At 65.3% G+C, this 14,645-nt stretch carries 12 protein-coding genes; 4 read left to right on the top strand and 8 right to left on the bottom strand.

Features of this window, described 5'->3' with window-relative positions; translation table 11 throughout:
* Window positions 1–1,130: 1,130 nt before the first annotated feature.
* From PKA16_RS06880 to PKA16_RS06865, 4 genes are all read right to left on the bottom strand, one after another.
* Complete coding sequence (locus tag PKA16_RS06880; protein ID WP_324401724.1) at window positions 1,131–2,414, bottom strand: DEAD/DEAH box helicase family protein; 1,284 nt, start codon at window positions 2,412–2,414, stop codon at window positions 1,131–1,133.
* A complete protein-coding gene (locus tag PKA16_RS06875; protein ID WP_324401722.1) occupies window positions 2,411–4,957 on the bottom strand; it encodes a site-specific DNA-methyltransferase in 2,547 nt (848 codons plus the stop codon). Before PKA16_RS06875 ends, PKA16_RS06880 begins: the two co-directional genes overlap by 4 nt.
* An 81-nt stretch (window positions 4,958–5,038) precedes the next feature.
* Window positions 5,039–5,419 carry a putative toxin-antitoxin system toxin component, PIN family gene (locus PKA16_RS06870; RefSeq protein WP_324401720.1) on the bottom strand — a complete coding sequence of 127 codons (381 nt, stop codon included), beginning with the start codon at window positions 5,417–5,419 and terminating at the stop codon, window positions 5,039–5,041.
* Between the two features lie 3 nt (window positions 5,420–5,422).
* Window positions 5,423–7,402, bottom strand: coding sequence for a DNA topoisomerase IV subunit B (locus tag PKA16_RS06865; protein WP_324401718.1), 1,980 nt, complete (start codon window positions 7,400–7,402; stop codon window positions 5,423–5,425).
* Window positions 7,403–7,534: 132 nt separating this feature from the next.
* Here PKA16_RS06865 and PKA16_RS06860 point away from each other — a divergent pair, with 132 nt between their 5' ends.
* The 4 genes from PKA16_RS06860 to PKA16_RS06845 all read left to right on the top strand — a co-directional run bounded on the left by PKA16_RS06860 (window position 7,535) and on the right by PKA16_RS06845 (window position 11,035).
* Window positions 7,535–8,101, top strand: a complete 567-nt coding sequence (locus tag PKA16_RS06860; protein ID WP_324401716.1) for a class I SAM-dependent methyltransferase — start codon at window positions 7,535–7,537, stop codon at window positions 8,099–8,101.
* 68 nt (window positions 8,102–8,169) lie between these two features.
* Window positions 8,170–9,054, top strand: coding sequence for a 4-hydroxy-tetrahydrodipicolinate synthase (gene dapA, locus PKA16_RS06855; RefSeq protein WP_324401714.1), 885 nt, complete (start codon window positions 8,170–8,172; stop codon window positions 9,052–9,054).
* Window positions 9,055–9,125: 71 nt separating this feature from the next.
* Window positions 9,126–10,250: an outer membrane protein assembly factor BamC gene (gene bamC / locus PKA16_RS06850; RefSeq protein WP_324401712.1), complete on the top strand. Its 1,125-nt coding sequence runs from the start codon at window positions 9,126–9,128 to the stop codon at window positions 10,248–10,250.
* A gap of 8 nt (window positions 10,251–10,258) precedes the next feature.
* Entirely contained in the window at window positions 10,259–11,035 is a 777-nt protein-coding gene (locus PKA16_RS06845; RefSeq protein WP_324401710.1) for an MBL fold metallo-hydrolase, read from the top strand.
* 212 nt (window positions 11,036–11,247) lie between these two features.
* Here the strand turns inward: PKA16_RS06845 and gltA are convergent, their stop codons facing one another.
* From gltA to PKA16_RS06825, 4 genes are all read right to left on the bottom strand, one after another.
* The gene (gltA, locus tag PKA16_RS06840) at window positions 11,248–12,543 is read right to left on the bottom strand and encodes a citrate synthase (protein ID WP_324401708.1); all 1,296 of its coding nucleotides are present in this window, start codon (window positions 12,541–12,543) and stop codon (window positions 11,248–11,250) included.
* 33 nt (window positions 12,544–12,576) lie between these two features.
* A complete protein-coding gene (locus PKA16_RS06835; protein WP_324401706.1) occupies window positions 12,577–12,861 on the bottom strand; it encodes a succinate dehydrogenase assembly factor 2 in 285 nt (94 codons plus the stop codon).
* A 22-nt stretch (window positions 12,862–12,883) separates the two neighbouring features.
* Window positions 12,884–13,588: a succinate dehydrogenase iron-sulfur subunit gene (locus PKA16_RS06830; protein ID WP_324401704.1), complete on the bottom strand. Its 705-nt coding sequence runs from the start codon at window positions 13,586–13,588 to the stop codon at window positions 12,884–12,886.
* 20 nt (window positions 13,589–13,608) lie between these two features.
* On the bottom strand, window positions 13,609–14,645 hold a 1,037-nt coding region (locus tag PKA16_RS06825; RefSeq protein WP_324401702.1), incomplete at its 5' end, for an FAD-binding protein.

The following is a 14,645-nucleotide window of genomic DNA, read 5'->3' as shown; positions in this document are numbered from 1 at the left end:
CGCCACCTGCCGATGACTGCTTGCGGATCAGTTGGATGCGCCCGAAAAGCGCGCCGTGCTTCTCCGCAAACTTTGCCAACCCCAGGGCCTTCTCGAAGTTGTCGCTCAAACTGGGATCGTGTGGTTCCAAAACGTCGATGACAAATTCTCTGCCAACCTCGCGCACCACCACCAGATCCGGAAACATTGGCCGAACGTCTCCGCCGGTTTCATATGGGATTTCCAGCGACCACGGCTTGCGATCAAGATTGCGCAGCCAACCCACGACCTCGGGCTTGGCCAGCTCTTCCTTCAGTACGCCAGCTTCCCAGCTACCCAACTCGGCGCGGAACTGACCATTGCCTTCAACATATAAATGCCGCTCCCACAGCGGGTCAGTGGTCAAGCGCCTGAAATCAATGGAATCCGGCAAACGCCACGGCACCTCACTGGGCTTGGCCGTTGCCAGCCGTAATTTCTCGTAATTGGCGCGGCGCTGTTCTTTCAGTTTGGAGATAGCTTTTTTGTGCTGGTCGTACAGTCGATCGAATGCAGCATCTGCCTGTGATTCAAGGATGGCCATTTCTGCCGCATTGCGGGCTAGAACAATGGCCTCGACTTTGACCTCCAGGGCGTCCCGATCCGCGTGGGCGCGCCAGTACTCCATCTGCAGGCCATGACTGAAGGCGCGCCCGGCTTCTTCAAACAGACGGTCGATATCCACATCGGATGCATCAACGGCATACTTGGTCGGCTCGGGTTCAGCAACGCCCGTGCCGTTATTCACCGCCAAGGTGCGCAAGCCAACTTGCGTGATCGCTTTGGCTGCAGCATCAGACTGTCCAGTCGCCTTGATCGCTGCAATGCGCTGCCCCATCCACTCGACGATCTGCTGCTTGGCGACACCCCACGCATCAGCGTCAATCTCGTCCATCGTCAGGCTGCGCGAAATAGCCATGTACCTGCGCAGCGGACTTTGCGCCCGGGCGGCGTTGACTCGATAGGTCACTGTTTCATCCAGCGCAGCGAAGATGTCGTCAGTTCCCTCGCGTCGCTTCAGCACCACCAGATTGCGGCTGGAGCCCGTTTCAGCGGGCGGCACATCCTCAGTGTTCTGCAGCGATGCCACCACGGTTTCTACCGCTCCCGTATCAAAGTACGGCAGGAACAAATGTACATCGTTCAGGGCTGCATCCTTCTCGATGCGGCGCGCCAGCGGCGTGCGCACCATGCGGCCCAGCAGCTGGGCAATGTAGGTGTGGTCTTGCGCACGGCGGAACGACATCATCACCTCGGCCCGCGGGCAGTCCCAGCCCGTGGACAGGCTGGTCTTGAAGAACACCACGCCGATGTTCTTGTCGGCATCGATGCGCGAGGCATCCACCTTGCGCACACGGCGCCCCCCCCACATCCAGATCGCCTGTGTCGTGCATGGCGTGGGCCACTTCGCCTTCATGCAGGCGACGACCGATGGCGCTTTCAATCACCGTTAGCGCCGTGCCCAGATCGGTTTTTGTGAGTTGCCGATCCGAGCCGTTCTCCACCTGCACCACCAGCACCGGCCAAACGGTTTGCTCCTTTTCCTCAGCACAAAACGCGCCCCAGGCCGCCGCCATCTGCCCCCAGCGTCGGGCCGCTTCTTCCAGCAGCGTCATTTCGGCGGTGGTGGCCACCTCCGGGTGATGAATCAGGATGCGGTCTTTCAGCAAGCCGGACTTGCGCACCTCCTCCGCCGGGATGGCAATCTTGTGGATCGTGTGCGGGGCGTGCTCCAGCAAATCCATAAAGCGCTTGGGCGTGGCCGATACACCAATCACCATCGGCATCTTCACCAGCCCCACTTCCGGGTAGCCCAGCAAAAAACGCTGCATCAACGTCTGCGCAGCCTGCGCCCCCTTGCCCGAGGTCATGCCCCGGTGCGCCTCGTCGATCACCACGAAAAACCTGTCCGGAATCGCCAGCGCCGTGTTGGTCAGCGTCTCCCAGATCAGATGCTGGCGCCCATCGCCCCGGTTGGTCAGTGGCTGGTTGATGGCGAGTTTTTGCGTGTTGATGAAGTAGATGCGCCCGCCGTCCAGGCGGGGCGCGTCGAAATGCGCATCGATGGGAATGAGCTGGTTGACCCGGTACACCTTGTCGGATTTGCTCTCGATCTTGAGCCGGGTCTGCTCGTTGAGTTCGGGCATGTCCGATACCCACAGAATTACCGCATCGGGTTGCGGCGCCCAATCCAGCGGCCACGCCAGTTCATCATCAGGCTGGTCAAGAATAGCCTCGAACAGCGCCGTCATCATGATGGTCTTGCCGCTGCCCGTGGGGGCCGAAAACGCAATCGCCTGCGGTTGCTGGCTGCTCGCGAACTTGCGCGCGGCCACGATCTTGTCGCGCAGCAGGTGCAGCGCATCGCGCTGAAAATCAAACAGCGTGACTTTCATGCCCGCGCCCCCTGTGTATCCGCCTGGCCCGCTGCGCGGCCCTGGTGCTGATCCTGGTTCTGGTTGATCATGAAGTTGAGCAGGTAGTCGCGGTACAACTGCACCACTGCCAGGCCGGGGTTGGCCTTGCCTGCCACTTCACGCACATCCTGCGCCATGGTTTTGAAAGACTCGTCCGAGTCGGTCACGACAAAGACATGTGACAAGCCGGTACGGCCATCGAGCGATTGCAACAGGCGGCCCATGCGCGTTTCATCCAGCAGCACCACAAAGTTGCTGCCATCGGGTGCAAACAGCACCGGCTCGGGCTCGCCCTGCTTGAGCTCCGGCCGCGGCCCCACCGCACCGGCTTTGAGCCACAGCAGCGGCAGGATTTCACGGAAGGCGCGGCGCAGCGACACCCGCTCATGCTCCAGGAAATCCAGCTTGAAATACGCCAGATTGGCGGCAAAGCCCTCACCCATCGGGCGCTTTTCTTCCTCGGGCACCAGGATGGGGCCAAGCAGTTCCGCCACCTGATTCTTCAGCGCATCGAACAGCCTTTTCGCCGGGGTGACGATATAAAAATCGGTGATGTGCTCCTGCTCGTCCAGCGCCTCCAGCCAGTCTTCGGCAGCCGCCGGGTCAAACAACACGCTGGCCTTGTGGTCTTCCGACACGATAAAGGGGCAAGGCTCTTTCACCAGCGTTTGCGGCAAGCCATCGATCAGCGCCACCACCTGTTTCTTCTTTGGGCCTGTGTCGAGCTGCGCTGGATCGACGAAGCCAATTTGCGTGAAGCGGCGCGCCTTTTCACGCTCGACCGTCTTGCCGGTCAGGTAGTCGCCGCCCAGCACCGAACCATCGTCGCGCCGACCCAAAATGGTGTACTTGCTGCGCGGCCAGGTCACGCTGCGGCAGATGCCTTGGGCCTCCCAATCCGCATCGCCAGGTTGCAGGTCACGGGCAGCAAGTGTGGCCGATTCCTCTGCGGACACCTCGTTGTTGGTCACCAGAATGCAGCGGCGTTGCCCGCCATCGATGGCGTTGAGCAGATTGACGGCATTGAGTGTGGTGCCGCTGCCGGCGAAGAAATCAACGATCAGTGCGTTGGGGCGATCACGGGCAACTGCCGCCACGGCATCGCGGGTGGCGTACAGCGACTTCGGGAAGGAGAATTTTCTTCCTTCTCCAAAAATAGATTTCAGTATGTCAGCGCCGTAGGCCCCGGCATCGTGTGCACTGCGATGCCAGACTGTTTTGATCTGTCGCTCGCGTTCTTCAGCGTATTCAACGCTCACCACATTGCGTACTTTGTCAAACTCGACGATTCGGATCGCACCACTTTCAATTTGCAGTTGAAGTTTGCGACTGAGGTATGAAATACCCCAAGTTCGCCTGTTCTCGTCAAAACCGCCAAGGTTTACGTAGCCTTTCTTAATTAAGCCACTCAACGATTCTGGACCAACTCCCCAGTTCCCGAAACTTCCATCCATACGAATTGGCCAAGCGGCGGCATAGCCGTCAATTTTCACGTCCAAGTCTGGATTCTGATCCAACGGAAGGTAGTCACCAGCCCCCACGATGGCATTCCGCTCAGTATCAATGAGTACGGGAAAAAACATCTTGTGGCGATCTTGACGGCGCGCATTCGTCCCTGACCGAAGAAGTCCTTTCCATCGCGGAGTGGAATTTGCGCCGGGCTTTGCTGGTGAGAGCAGGTCATCACCCAAACTGTTCACGAATGCTTGGTTTCCGAAACAGAAAATGGCGTACTCCTCAACCCTAGAGAAACGCCCCTGAGTTACCCCTTTGGGGTTGATGACGATGGTCACAAGTTGGCGATATGCCTGGGGAAACTCCCGTTCCAGCAACATCCCAAGATGGTGAACTTCGTGCTCGTCAATCGTGACAATCAGCACACCGGTATCGGGCTTGAGCAGCCGCTTGGCCAGCTTCAACCGCTTTTCCATAAAGGCCAGCCATTTGCTGTGCCGCCAACCATCGTTGCCATCCACATAATCGTTGTTGTATTTCCAGTCGCGCGCGCCGGTGTTGTAGGGCGGGTCGATATAGATGCAGTCCACCTGACCGGCGTACAGGTAGTCCAGCAATTGCAGCGCGTGGTAGTTGTCGGCCTCAATCAGCGTGTGCCAGGGGGCGTCCGCCGGGCCGTTCTGCACGGCATCCACGGGCACCAGTGCCGGGAAAATCGGCTCGCCAAACTCGCGCACCACCAGCAATTCGTCGACCGCAAACTGCACCGGCTCGGCGGCAGCACGGGCTGGTTCACTGGGGTGGGTTTCGTTGCCGGGCTTGAGGCAGGTGGCCACCCCGGCGTGGATGGACTTGATCTGCCACACGTCCTTGAGCGTGCCTTGCCGGCGGCACACCAAGTCACCCTTGCGCGGTTTGGCGCCGTGCAGCGGCAGCAGTTCGGGCAGGTGATCTTCAAACACCAGGCCGAATTTCTTTTCCTTCCTGGCGCTGCTCCACTCCGCGGCCAGGCGCTCGCGCAGACGCGAATCGCTGACTTGGGCGATCAGGGTATCAATGGCGGACACGCATTCCCTCCGGAGGTTTTCTCGACTTGAAAAGAGATAGTGATCCGCGCTTGATGGGCACGCGCTGGAGCCATGAATCAGTCACAAATCTCGCTCCAGATAACCGGCCGCTGTACCAAAGGCGATGCCCGGCCACGTGTGCGGGGCCAGCAGGTCGGCATCGCCCGTAACGATCGGGTGTGCCTCGGCGGCCAGGGCCAGGGCGAGAAACAGGTTGTCGTCCGCATCACGGCAGGCGCCGGCTGCCTGTTCAACGTGTTCGGCTTGAACATCACAAGCGCGGGCGTGCGCGCGCACCATGTCCAGCAATTCCCGGCGCGTTGCCCACGAGGCGTAGCGCTCGAACTTCGGGAGCAGGAGTACGGCCTCCAACTCCTGCAAAGCGAGTTCGCAGGTGACGAGCGCATCACGCCGCCGCGCCAGTTCGAGCGCGCGGCGCGGTATTGACGCAGCGCACAGCAAGCCTCACACATCCACCTCCACCGCATCCCCGTGCAGCTCCATCAGCTCGCGGCGCGCGGCGGCCTCGCCCTTGCCCATCAGCTTGGTGATCTCGGCGGCGGTGGCGGCAAAGTCGAAAGCGCCCAGGCGCACCGGCAGCAGGCGCCGGGTATCGGGATTCAGGGTGGTTTCCCAGAGCTGCTCGGCGTTCATCTCGCCGAGGCCCTTGAAGCGGCTGACGCTCCACTTGCCTTCGGCGACGCCATCCTTGCGCAGCTTGTCGAGGATCGAGGCGAGCTCGGCCTCGTCCAGCGCGTAGAGCTTGGCAGCGGGCTTCTTGCCGCGCGCCGGGGCGTCGACGCGGTACAGCGGCGGGCGCGCCACGAACACGTGGCCGCTCTCGATCAGGCGCGGAAAGTGACGGAAGAACAGGGTGAGCAGCAGCACCTGGATGTGCGCGCCATCGACGTCGGCATCACTCAGGATGCAGACCTTGCCGTAGCGCAGGTTGGAGAGGTCCACCTCGTCCTGCGGCCCGTGCGGATCGACCCCAATGGCCACTGAAATATCGTGGATCTCGGTGTTGGCAAAGAGGCGGTCGCGCTCGACTTCCCAGGTGTTGAGCACCTTGCCGCGCAGCGGCAGGATGGCCTGGGTTTCCTTGTCGCGCCCCATCTTGGCGCTGCCGCCGGCACTGTCGCCCTCGACCAGGAAGACCTCGTTGAGCGCCAGGTCGCGGCTCTCGCAGTCGGTCAGCTTGCCCGGCAGCACGGCAACGCCCGAGCCCTTGCGCTTTTCCACCTTCTGCCCCGCGCGCTGGCGGGTTTGCGCGGCCTTGATGGCGAGTTCGGCCAGGCGCTTGCCCCACTCGACGTTGGCGTTCAGCCAGAGCTCGAGCGCCGGCCTGACGAAGCCCGAGACCAGACGCACGGCATCGCGCGAGTTGAGCCGCTCCTTGATCTGGCCCTGGAACTGCGGGTCCAGCACCTTGGCCGACAGCACGTAGCTGGCGCGCGCGAACACGTCCTCGGGCATCAGCTTGACGCCCTTGGGCAGCAGGGCGTGCAACTCGATGAAGCCCTTGATGGCCTGGAACAGGCCGTCGCGCAGGCCGCTGTCGTGCGTGCCGCCGGCCGTGGTGGGGATCAGGTTGACGTAGCTCTCGCGCACCGGGTGGCCGTCTTCGGTGAACGCCACGGCCCACTGCGCGCCCTCGCCTTCGGCGAAGCTGTCGTCGTCGGCATCGATCACGCCTTCGCCCTCGAACAGCGGCACCACCGGCTCGGCCGGCAGGCTCTGCTCCAGATAGTCGCGCAGCCCGCCCTTGTACTGCCAGCTCTGTGTCTCCTTCTTCTTCTCGTCGATCAGCTGCACCGTGACGCCCGGCAGCAGCACGGCCTTGCTGCGCAGCAGGTGCACCAGCTCGCCCGTGGGCAATTGCAGGCTGTCGAAGTATTTCGCGTCCGGCCACACCCGCACCGTGGTGCCGCGCCGGCGGTCGCCTTCGGCCTGCGGGCGCAAGCCGAGCCCTTGTGCCACCTCGCCGCCCTCGAACACCATGGTGGCGACCTGGCCGTCGCGATGGCTGGCCACCTCCATGCGCCTGCCCAGCGCGTTGGTGACCGACACGCCCACGCCGTGCAGACCGCCCGAGAAGCTGTAGGCACCACCCTGGGCCTTGTCGAACTTGCCGCCCGCGTGCAGGCGGGTGAACACCAGCTCCAGCACCGGAGCCTGCTCCTGCGGGTGCAGCCCGAACGGGATGCCGCGCCCTTCGTCCTCGACACTGACCGAGCCATCGGCGTGCAGGGTGACGCGAATCTTCTTGCCATGGCCCGCCAGCGCTTCGTCGGCGGCGTTGTCGATCACCTCGCCGATCACGTGCAGCGGGTTGTCGGTGCGGGTGTACATGCCGGGGCGCTGGCGCACCGGTTCGAGGCCCTTGAGGACGCGAATGGATGCTTCGGAATAGCCGGGCGATGGAGAAGCGGAATGCGATGCCATGGCGGCGATTCTAGCGGTGGCGACCCTGCTGACTGGGTTTTGATACAGTTGTTTTTTCGTGGCGCGCCATGATCATGTCGGCGACGCGCGACTTGGCGAGCCACCGTCCCGTTTCCGACATTCCCCAGACCGATGCCTGCCAGCCAACCTGCCCCGCCCTCGCCCTGGGTGTGCCGCTTCACGGTGCTGCTCGCCCCCGCCGCCTCCGTGCTCGACGTGGCCTGCGGCGGCGGGCGCCATCTGCGCTGGTTCGCCGCGCGCGGCCATCCCGTCACCGGCATCGACCGCGACGCCGCCGCGCTGGCCACCGCGCACGGCTTGGGCGAACTGATCGAGGCCGACATCGAGGGCGGGCCCTGGCCGCTCCCCGGCCGGCGCTTTGGCGCCGTCGTCGTCACCAACTACCTGTGGCGCCCGCTGCGGCCGACCCTGCTGGACAGCGTGGCCGAAGGCGGCGCCCTGATCTACGAGACCTTCGCCGCCGGCAACGAGACCGTGGGCCGGCCGGCACGCCCGGACTTCCTGCTGCAGCCGGGCGAGCTGCTCGACTGGTGCCGCGCCCCCGAGTGGCGCGTGGTGGCGTTCGAGGACGGCTTCCTCGACGCCCCGGAGCGCTTCGTGCAGCGCATCGCGGCGGTGCGCCGGCGCGGCAGCGCCACCGGCGCGGCGCCGGGACGTTACCGCCTGGATGGAGTCTGAACCACCATGCCAGGCCACGACGCCGCCACTACAATGCTTCATTTGGTCCAGACACCATACCGGACACCATGACCCCCATCACCGGCAGCCTCGTTGCCCTCGTCACTCCCATGCTGGAGGACGGCGGCGTCGACTACCCCACCCTGCGCAAGCTGATCGACTGGCACATCGCCGAGGGCACCGACTGCATCAGCGTGGTCGGCACCACGGGCGAATCGCCCACCGTCAACGTCGAGGAGCACCAGGAAATCATCCGCGTCTCGGTCGAGCAGGCGGCTGGCCGGGTGCCGGTGATGGCCGGCTGCGGCGCCAACTCCACGGCCGAGGCCATCGAGCTGGCGCGCTACGCCAGGAAGGTCGGGGCCGACTGCCAGCTGCAGGTCGTGCCCTACTACAACAAGCCCACGCAGGAAGGTCAGTACCAGCACTTCAAGGCCATTGCCGAGGCCACGGGCGACCTGCCGATGGTGCTCTACAACGTGCCTGGCCGCACCGTCGCCGACCTGCTGCCCGAAACCGTGCTGCGCCTGGCCGAGGTGCCGGGCATCGTCGGCATCAAGGAGGCCACCGGCAACCTCGAGCGCGCGCAGTGGCTGATCCGTGACGTGCCGAAGGGCTTTGCCGTCTACTCGGGCGACGACCCGACGGCCGTCGCGCTGATGCTGTGCGGGGGCCAGGGCAACATCAGCGTCACCGCCAACGTGGCGCCACGGCTGATGCACGAGCTGTGCGTGGCCGCCGTTGCCGGCCAGCGCGACGCCGCCATGGCGATCCAGCGGCGCCTGATGCCGGTGCACAAGCTGCTCTTTGTCGAAGCCAACCCGATCCCGGTCAAGTGGGCACTGACGCGCATGGGCCGCTGCGGCCCGACGCTGCGCCTGCCCATGACGCCCCTGGCCCAGGCACACGAGGCCGCGGTCGAGCAGGCCCTGCGGCAGGCCGGGCTGATTTGAACCGGCATCGCTTCAACGGTCGCCAACGCGCCGCACTCGCCGGACGCAGGGGCCTCATCTCATTGCAAGGAATGCATTCCGTGAGCCTTTTCCGACCCCTTGCGGCCTCTGTGCTGGGTGCCGCGCTGCTGCTGTCCCTGGGTGCCTGTTCGGTGCTGGAGCCGGACAAGATCGACTACAAGAGCTCGGGCCGTGGCGTATCGCTGGAAGTCCCGCCCGACCTGACCCAGTTGCCGGGGCAGTCGCGCTACCAGGCGGCAGGCGGCACGGTCACCGCCAGCGGCTACCAGGCCGGTCAGGTGGCGGCAGCAGGTGCCGCTTCGCCCACGGCCTCCAACGTGATCGCCGATGTGCACTTCATGCGCGCCGACGGCGAGCGCTGGCTGCACGTCGACCGCCCGGCCGAGAAGCTGTGGGGCGAGGTGCGCGACTTCTGGCTGGAAAGCGGCTTCCTGCTGTCCGTCGACCAGGCCAACATGGGCCTGATGGAGACCGACTGGGCCGAAAACCGGGCCAAGATCCCGCAGGACTTCATCCGCTCCACCCTGGGCAAGGTGTTCGACTCGCTCTACTCCACCGGCGAGCGTGACAAGTTCCGCACGCGCATCGAGCGCAGCCCGAGCGGTGGCACCGACATCTACATCACCCACCGCGGCATGGAGGAGGTCTACACGACTGCCCGCAAGGACAGCACGATTTGGCAGCCACGCGCACGCGACCCCGAGCTCGAGGCCGAATTCCTGCGCCGGCTGATGGTCAAGCTGGGTGTGTCGCAGGAGCAGTCCCGCACCCTGCAGGCCCAGGCCGAGGCCGCCCAGGGGGCACCCGCGCCCAAGGCCGGCATCGTCGATGTCGCGGGGGCGCCCGCGGTGCAGCTCGGCGAGGACTTCGAGCGCGCCTGGCGCCGCGTCGGCCTGGCGCTGGACCGCACGGGCTTCACTGTCGAGGATCGCGATCGCAGCAAGGGTGTCTACTTCGTGCGCTACGTCGATCCGACCATCGAGAAGAAGGAGCCCGGCTTCTTCGGCAAGCTGTTCGGCGGCAGCAGCGCGCCGCTGCCCACCAGCCAGTACCAGATTCAGGTGCGGGGCCAGGATGGCCGCAGCCTGGTGTCGGTGCAGGACAGCAGCGGGGCCGCGGCGCCGACCGCCGACGCCCAGCGCATCACCAGGGTGCTCGCGGACGAACTCAAGTAAGCCGGCCGATGCTGCGTTTTCGCAGCCTGGCCAGCGGCAGTGCCGGCAACGCGACCCTGGTCGAGGCCAGCGACGGGCCCGGCCGGCGCACGCGCGTGCTGGTCGATTGCGGCCTGGGCTGGCGCCAGCTGCAGGCCAGCCTGGCCGCTCTGGGCCTGGTCCCGGCCGACCTCGACGCCATCTTCCTGACGCACGAGCATGGCGACCACGTGGGCTGCGCGCCCTCCGTGTCGGCCCGCCACGGCGTCCCGGTCTGGGCCAGCGCCGGCACCCGCGCGGCTCTCGATGACCAGCAACCGACAGCCGCGTTCCGGGCCGCCGCCGACGGCGTGGCGATCACCATCGGGGCCCTGCAACTGCAGCCGTTCACGGTGCCGCACGATGCGCGCGAGCCGCTGCAACTGCGCTGCACGGACGGTGCGCGCAGCCTGGGCATCCTGACCGATCTGGGACACGTCACGCCACACGCCCTCGCCCAGCTGGCCGACTGCCACGCCTTGATGCTGGAAAGCAACCACGAACCCGAGCTGCTGGCGCGCTCGAGCTACCCCGAATTCCTCAAGCGGCGCATCGCGGGCGCGCACGGACACCTGAGCAACGGACAGGCCGCCGCCGCGCTGGCACTGCTGCGCCACGACCGGCTGAGCGTGGTGGTGGCCGCTCACCTGAGCGAACGCAACAACCTCCCTGCGCTGGCGCGCCGCGCCTTCGCCGACGTGCTGGGCTGCGCCGAGTGCGAGGTGCTGGTCAGTTCGCGCGCCGGCCTGGACTGGCTGACGGCGTGACGCGGGGAACGCGCGCCCGAACGGCAAATGACGGATGACGTCGCTGTGCTCGAACCCGGATCCGGCAGCTGGATGCGCCCGCCGGTGCCGTCCTCGGCGTGCCAGGCAGGGGCGAGTGCTGCGGCTCCAACGGCGCCTGCGTGCTGCCGACCAATCGCCCATGAAAAAAGCCACCGGTGTCCGGTGGCTTTCTTCGGCGGCCGAGCAGCGCGTCAGGGCACGTCGCGGCGCGCCGCGCCGGTGTAGAGCTGCCGCGGACGGCCGATCTTGTACTCCGGGTCGCCGATCATCTCGTTGAGCTGGGCGATCCAGCCGACGGTTCGCGCCAGCGCGAACACGCCGGTGAACAGCTTGACCGGGATGCCGATGGCGCGCTGCACGATGCCCGAGTAGAAGTCGACGTTCGGGTAGAGCTTGCGCTGCACGAAGTAGTCGTCTTCCAGCGCGATTTTCTCCAGCGCCTTGGCCAGCGCGAACAGCGGATCGTTGTGCAGGCCGAGCTCTTCCAGCACCTCGTTGGTGGTCTGCTGCATCAGCTTGGCACGCGGATCGTAGTTCTTGTAGACGCGGTGGCCGAAGCCCATCAGCTTGACGCCCGAGTTCTTGTCCTTGACCTTCTCCATGAACTCGCCGACCTTGGCGATGCCGCCATTGGCCTGCAGCTCTTCCAGCATGTTCAGGGCGGCCTCGTTGGCGCCGCCGTGCGCCGGACCCCAGAGGCAGGCCACGCCGGCGGCGATGGCGGCGAACGGGTTGGTGCCCGAGCTGCCGCACAGGCGCACGGTGGACGTGGAGGCATTCTGCTCGTGGTCGGCGTGCAGGATGAAGATGCGGTCCATTGCCTTTTCGAGCACGGGCGAGACCTTGTAGTCCTCGCACGGCGTGCCGAACATCATGCGCAGGAAATTGCCGGCGTAGCTCAGGTCGTTGCGCGGGTACATGTATGGCTGGCCGACGCCGTACTTGTAGGCCATCGCCACCAGCGTCGGCAGCTTCGAGATCAGGCGAATCGCGGCGATCTCGCGGTGCTCGGCGTTGTGCACGTCCATGTTGTCGTGGTAGAAGGCCGAGAGCGCACCGATCAGGCCGGTGAGCACCGCCATCGGGTGTGCGTCGCGCCGGAAACCGCGCAGGAAGAACTGCATCTGCTCGTGCACCATGGTGTGCTGCAGCACCAGCTTGTGGAAGTCGCGCCGCTGGTCTCCGCTCGGCAGTTCGCCCTTGAGCAGCAGGTGGCACACGTCCAGATAGTCGCACTTCTCGGCCAGCTGCTCGATCGGGTAGCCGCGGTACAGCAGCACGCCCTGCTCCCCGTCGATGAAGGTGATGCCGGATTCGCACGAAGCCGTCGACAGGAAGCCCGGATCGTAGGTGAACATCCCCGACTGCGCATACAGCTTGCGGATATCGATCACGTCCGGCCCGATCGTTCCCTTGTAGACCGGCAGCTCGACGTCGGGGCTGCCATTGGAAAACTTGAGCGTGGCTTGGTTGTCGGACAGGTTCATGGTTGATTTCCTTGCATGTTCACAAACGATGTTTCATTCAAGCGGCCGGCCCCGGGCCCGCATCAGGCCCAGCAACTCCCGCACGTCGGGCGAGTCGAGCTCGCCCTCGGGTTCCTTGCGCGCCAGCAGCAGGTCGAGCAGGTCGTTGTCGGCCAGGTCCATCAGGCGCGTGAGCGACTCGGCCTGGCGCGGCGACAGGCGCTCGCCGTGCTGCCCCAGGAAGCGCTCGATCAGCAGGTCGTTTTCCAGCAGGCCACGTCGGCAACGCCAGCGCAGCCGGCCGAGCGTGCGTTCGTCGAGGCGATCGGACGGCTGCATGGACGCGCCGGCGGCCCGCGGGTCAGATGGCGCGTCGAACCATCAGCTCCTTGATCTTGCTGATGGCAGCAGCCGGCTTCAGGCCCTTCGGACACACGTCCACGCAGTTCATGATGGTGTGGCAGCGGAACAGGCGGTACGGGTCTTCCAGGTTGTCCAGGCGTTCGCTGGTGGCGTCGTCGCGGCTGTCGGCAATGAAGCGGTAGGCCTGCAGCAGCCCCGCCGGGCCGACGAACTTGTCCGGGTTCCACCAGAAGCTCGGGCAGGCGGTCGAGCAGCAGGCGCACAGGATGCACTCGTACAGGCCGTTCAGCTCCTCACGCTCCTCGGGCGACTGCAGGCGCTCGGTCTCGGGCGGCGGCGTGCTGTTGACCAGGTAGGGCTTGATCGAGTGGTACTGCTTGAAGAAATCCGTCATGTCGACGATCAGGTCGCGCACCACCGGCAGCCCGGGCAGCGGCTTGAGCACGATCGGGTCCTTCAGCGTGCGCAGGTTGGTCAGGCACGCCAGGCCGTTCTTGCCGTTGATGTTCATCGCGTCCGAGCCGCACACGCCCTCGCGGCAGGAGCGGCGGAACGCCACCGTCTGGTCCTGCGCCTTGAGCTTGATCAGCGCGTCCAGCAGCATGCGTTCGTGGCCTTCGAGCTCGAGCTCGACGGTCTGCATGTAGGGCTTGTCGTCCTTGTCCGGGTCGTAGCGATAAATCTTGAATGTGCGTTTTGCCATGTCCTAAAAACCCCTTCTCGTCAGAACGTCCGGACCTTGGGCGGAATCGACTCCACCGTCAGCGGCTGCATGCGCACCGGCTTGTAGGTCAGGCTGTTGGTCTCGCGGTGCCAGAGCGTGTGCTTGAGCCAGTTCACGTCGTCGCGGCCCAGCGGCTTTTCGGGATCGTCGGCGTGGCGCTCGTAATCCATCACGTCGTGCGCGCCGCGGCATTCGTGGCGCGCGGCGGCCGACACCATGGTGGCCTGCGCCACCTCGATCAGGTTCTCCACCTCCAGCGCCTCCACGCGCGCCGTGTTCCAGACCATCGAGTGGTCCTTCAGCCCGATGCGCTCGAAGCGCGCGCGCATCTCGGCCACCTTGGTCACGCCCTCGTCCATCGTGGCCTGGGTGCGGAACACGCCGGCGTGGGTCTGCATGCAGGTGCGCAGGTCGTTCGCCACGTCCTGTGCGTATTCGCCATCGGTCGCACTCTCCAGCCGCGCCAGCCGCGCCAGCGTGAGATCGGCGGCGTCAGCAGGCAGCGGCTTGTGCGCGCTGCCGGCAGCATGCTGGATGATGTGGCGTCCGGCGGCGCGACCGAACACCACGATGTCGAGCAGCGAGTTGGTGCCGAGCCGGTTGGCGCCATGCACGCTGACGGCCGAGCACTCGCCCACCGCGTACAGGCCGTTCAGCGGCTTGTCGTGGTGTTCGCCGTCCTGGATCACGACCTGGCCGTGGATGTTGGATGGCACGCCACCCATCATGTAGTGGATGGTGGGCACCACCGGGATCGGCTCCTTGGTGATGTCGACGTTGGCGAAGTTCAGGCCGATCTCGTACACCGAGGGCAGGCGCTTGTGGATGGTCTCCGCGCCCAGGTGGTCGAGCTTGAGCAGGATGTGGTCCTTGTTCGGGCCGCAGCCGCGTCCTTCCTTGATCTCCTGGTCCATCGAGCGCGAGACGAAGTCGCGTGGCGCCAGGTCCTTGAGCGTTGGCGCGTAGCGCTCCATGAAGCGTTCGCCCTCGCTGTTGATCAGGATCGCGCCCTCGCCGCGGCAGCCCTCGGTCAGCA

It is taken from the genome of Ottowia sp. (genome assembly GCF_035325765.1).
Lineage (GTDB): Bacteria > Pseudomonadota > Gammaproteobacteria > Burkholderiales > Burkholderiaceae_C > Ottowia.
Note: the sequence above shows the minus strand (reverse complement) of the source record. Positions and strands in the feature narration are given on the sequence as shown.